Origin of the sequence: Oceanobacter sp. 3_MG-2023 (genome assembly GCF_030688925.1) — a bacterium.
GTDB lineage: Bacteria > Pseudomonadota > Gammaproteobacteria > Pseudomonadales > Oceanobacteraceae > Oceanobacter.
Genome location: NZ_JAUYVX010000035.1, coordinates 1 through 2,421, shown reverse-complemented (window position 1 = coordinate 2,421; position 2,421 = coordinate 1). Strand labels below are relative to the sequence as shown.

The window sequence follows — 2,421 nt, the reverse complement described above, 5'->3', positions numbered from 1 at the left end:
CCAATTCCCAAGGACGCGCTCGCCTGGGGAATCGTGTAACCTTGATCCAGCACCAGGCTGGCTGCTTCCTGTTTGAATTCAGGAGAAAAAGAACGTCGTTTGCTGGTCATCAGACACCTCGTTTATGGTGGCGATATTACCACCTACGTTGGTATCCGGAATCATTGAACCACTACAAAGGAGGAAGTATGAGTTTACAAACCAATCTCAAAGGTCGCTTACGCAACACTTCTCTACCCAAGAGCCACGGCCTGATGCCTGTTTTTGAGGCGGTGGTAAACTCTATTCACTCGATTGAAGAAAAAGGTAATAGCGATAACGGTAAGGTTGTTCTTCGGATCAATCGTGCTTCTCAGGAGAGCCTAGATTTCGAAGCCAAATCGCTACCACCTATATTGGGTTTCACCATAACTGATAATGGTTGTGGTTTTAATGAAACCAACTTTAAGTCATTTGAAACACTGGATTCCGACCATAAAATTGACAAAGGCTGCCGAGGTGTCGGCCGCTTGATGTGGTTGAAAGTGTTTGACCTAGTCGAAGTGGAAAGCCATTTTGTCGATGCTGATGGAGAACTAAAAAAGCGCGTATTCCGCTTTGACGATAAACTGGGTGTCCACGGTGAAAATGTTCAGGTAGTTACCGAACAACAGCCTGGCACTCAAATCAAACTGGTGGGATTTGATGAAAGTTATCGAAAGCAGGTTCCCTCCAAAGGGGAGTCCATCGCCAATCAACTGCTTGAACATGTGCTCTGGTACTTTGTTCGTCAAGGCAGCGCACCCAAGATTCAGGTTGAAGATGCCGATAAGGTTTTCGATCTTGACCACTTGCTCGAAGAGCATGTGCACGCCAGTGCGTTCCTCGAAACCATCAAGATTCGTGATTATTCCTTCGACCTAACCCACATCAAGTTTCGTGCCTCCGTAAATAAAAAGCATCAGTTAGCCTTGTGCGCCGCAAATCGTTTGGTTAAAGAGGAATCCATTCAAGGAAAAATTCCCGGTTTATACGGGAAAATATCTGATGCATCAGGGGAATTTACCTATACCTGCTACGTGTCTTCAGGCTACCTAGATGAGCGTGTACGCAGCGAGCGCACCTCTTTTGATATTGCCGAAAACGTTGAGGACATGCTCAACGAAGTAAGTTTTAAAGATATTCGCGATGCAGTGCTCGCACACACTAAAGAATATCTGCAAGATGTTTTAGCAGAAAATGTCTCAGCCGGTCGTAAACGCGTAGATGATTTTATTAATAGCCATGCACCGCGATACCGTCCTGTTGTTCACTATGTCGCAGAATAACAGCTCATTGTTGACCCAGAAAAATCGGACAAAGACTTAGAGTTACATCTACATGCTCAATGGTATGAAGTGGAGCGACAGTTAGTCAGTGAGGGGCATGACATCATGCAACCTCAAAATGAGGGGCACGTAGAGAAGTACAAGGAACGGCTGAGTGAGTATCTGCGAAAAGCTGAAGACCTGAAAAAATCAGACCTCGCTAACTACGTATCACATCGAAAGGTCATTATTGATCTGCTGCAAAAATCCATCAAGCGACTGGATAATGGCAAGTATGCTCGTGAGGATATGATTCATGAGCTAATCATGCCTATGCGTAAAGAATCCAGTGAGGTTTTACTGGATTCTTGCAATCTTTGGCTGATTGACGAACGTTTGGCATTTCACAACTATTTGGCTTCCGACAAAACTCTGAATGCGATGCCAATTACTGGTAATGATTCGACAAAGGAACCAGATTTACTTAGCCTAAGAGTGTTTGATAACCCGCTGCTTGTTAATGATCAAAATAGCTTTCCCTTAGCATCTATCACCGTGGTCGAAATCAAACGCCCAATGCGCAACGATATGCGAGAGGGCGAAGATAAAGACCCAATTGATCAAGCTCTTGGTTATTTAGAGCGGATACGAGAAGGTAAAGTAATGACAAAATTTGGTCGCCCGATACCCGCCGGCAACAACGATATTCCTGGCTATTGCTATGTGCTTTGTGATCTCACTGAGTCCATGAAACGCCGTTGCCGCAGAGCAAACTTGCGCATTACATCTGACGGAATGGGTTATTTCGGTTATAACGAACCATCCCATGCCTACATCGAAGTCATTAGTTTCGACCAGTTGGTAAAGGCGGCCAAAGAACGTAACCGTGCATTCTTTGACAAGCTTGGCTTGCCTTCTGTTTAGGAGGGTTTAGTGACTACTAAGTCGTCGAACCTTGAAGCGACCGACGGCAGTGCCTTCCTCGCTGAGCAAGCCTTTGATTGTCCGGCTGCCGGCGGAAGTGAACAGGCGGTTTACCTGAGCCCTCAGGGCCATGTGCTCCACATCAACGTGGTTCCGCCGATGGCGGTACTCGTAATAGCTGGAACGGCTGATATCAAACGCATTGCAGACC

The 2,421-nt window shown here is 46.0% G+C and carries 3 protein-coding genes and 1 pseudogene; 2 read left to right on the top strand and 2 right to left on the bottom strand.

The window, feature by feature from the left end:
- A partial coding sequence (locus Q8W32_RS16480; RefSeq protein ID WP_305415681.1) for a transposase occupies positions 1-110 on the bottom strand: 110 nt, incomplete at its 3' end.
- A gap of 78 nt (positions 111-188) precedes the next feature.
- On the opposite strand from Q8W32_RS16480, the gene Q8W32_RS16475 reads away from it, so the two are divergent.
- Positions 189-1,307, top strand: coding sequence for a hypothetical protein (locus Q8W32_RS16475; protein WP_305415680.1), 1,119 nt, complete (start codon positions 189-191; stop codon positions 1,305-1,307).
- A 105-nt stretch (positions 1,308-1,412) separates the two neighbouring features.
- Positions 1,413-2,210: a hypothetical protein gene (locus Q8W32_RS16470; RefSeq protein ID WP_305415678.1), complete on the top strand. Its 798-nt coding sequence runs from the start codon at positions 1,413-1,415 to the stop codon at positions 2,208-2,210.
- An 18-nt stretch (positions 2,211-2,228) separates the two neighbouring features.
- Here Q8W32_RS16470 and Q8W32_RS16660 read toward each other — a convergent pair.
- Positions 2,229-2,421 (bottom strand): annotated as a pseudogene (locus Q8W32_RS16660) (IS3 family transposase); the annotation flags it as partial.

Excerpts from the sequence above, each read along its gene's own strand:
- Q8W32_RS16475 (WP_305415680.1), top strand. The coding sequence starts at position 189 with ATGAGTTTACAAACCAATCTCAAAGGTCGCTTACGCAACACTTCTCTA.
- Q8W32_RS16470 (WP_305415678.1), top strand. The coding sequence starts at position 1,413 with ATGCAACCTCAAAATGAGGGGCACGTAGAGAAGTACAAGGAACGGCTG.